This is a genomic window from Pseudoalteromonas sp. S2755 (assembly GCF_005886535.1).
In the GTDB taxonomy this organism is placed as follows: Bacteria; Pseudomonadota; Gammaproteobacteria; order Enterobacterales; family Alteromonadaceae; genus Pseudoalteromonas.
Genome location: NZ_PNDS01000184.1, coordinates 1 through 476 on the forward strand (window position 1 = coordinate 1; position 476 = coordinate 476).

The following is a 476-nucleotide window of genomic DNA, read 5'->3' on the forward strand; positions in this document are numbered from 1 at the left end:
AATTGGCTTGTACAAAGATTTGGCTTTTTTCTGTTTGCTTAAGTAACTCAAGGCGAGGCTTTAAGATTACCTCTGCACCACAGGTGTGCTCAGACACAAAACCAGATTGGATATCAAACAAAGTCCCCGTGAAATAGGTTGATATTGCATCTGGTGACTCAATTTCAAACGTGAGCATATTGCCGACAAGTAACTCATCAGCCAGGTCAAATTGGGATTCTAGGTTCGCTTTGAGTAAAAAGCCGCTATTGATACAGGTCGTGAGTTCAAAATCGACGACATGTACAGGATGGTTAGTACCATACACCACAATCCTTGTTTGCATTTTTTATGTCCACTGTTGTTGGTTAAAGCTGTGCCACCAATACACAGTACTACTTCCTAGTGTGCTGCGATTGGTTTTTATTTGCGCGCTATTGTTACATAAAAGACAAGCATTTTTAACCCATTTTTTTATTCAGCATTCGAATGGTTAT

General features: G+C 39.7%; 1 protein-coding gene. It reads right to left on the reverse strand.

Features of this window, described 5'->3' with window-relative positions; translation table 11 throughout:
• A partial coding sequence (locus CWC03_RS22390; protein ID WP_138583728.1) for a hypothetical protein occupies positions 1-325 on the reverse strand: 325 nt, incomplete at its 3' end.
• Positions 326-476: the final 151 nt, after the last annotated feature.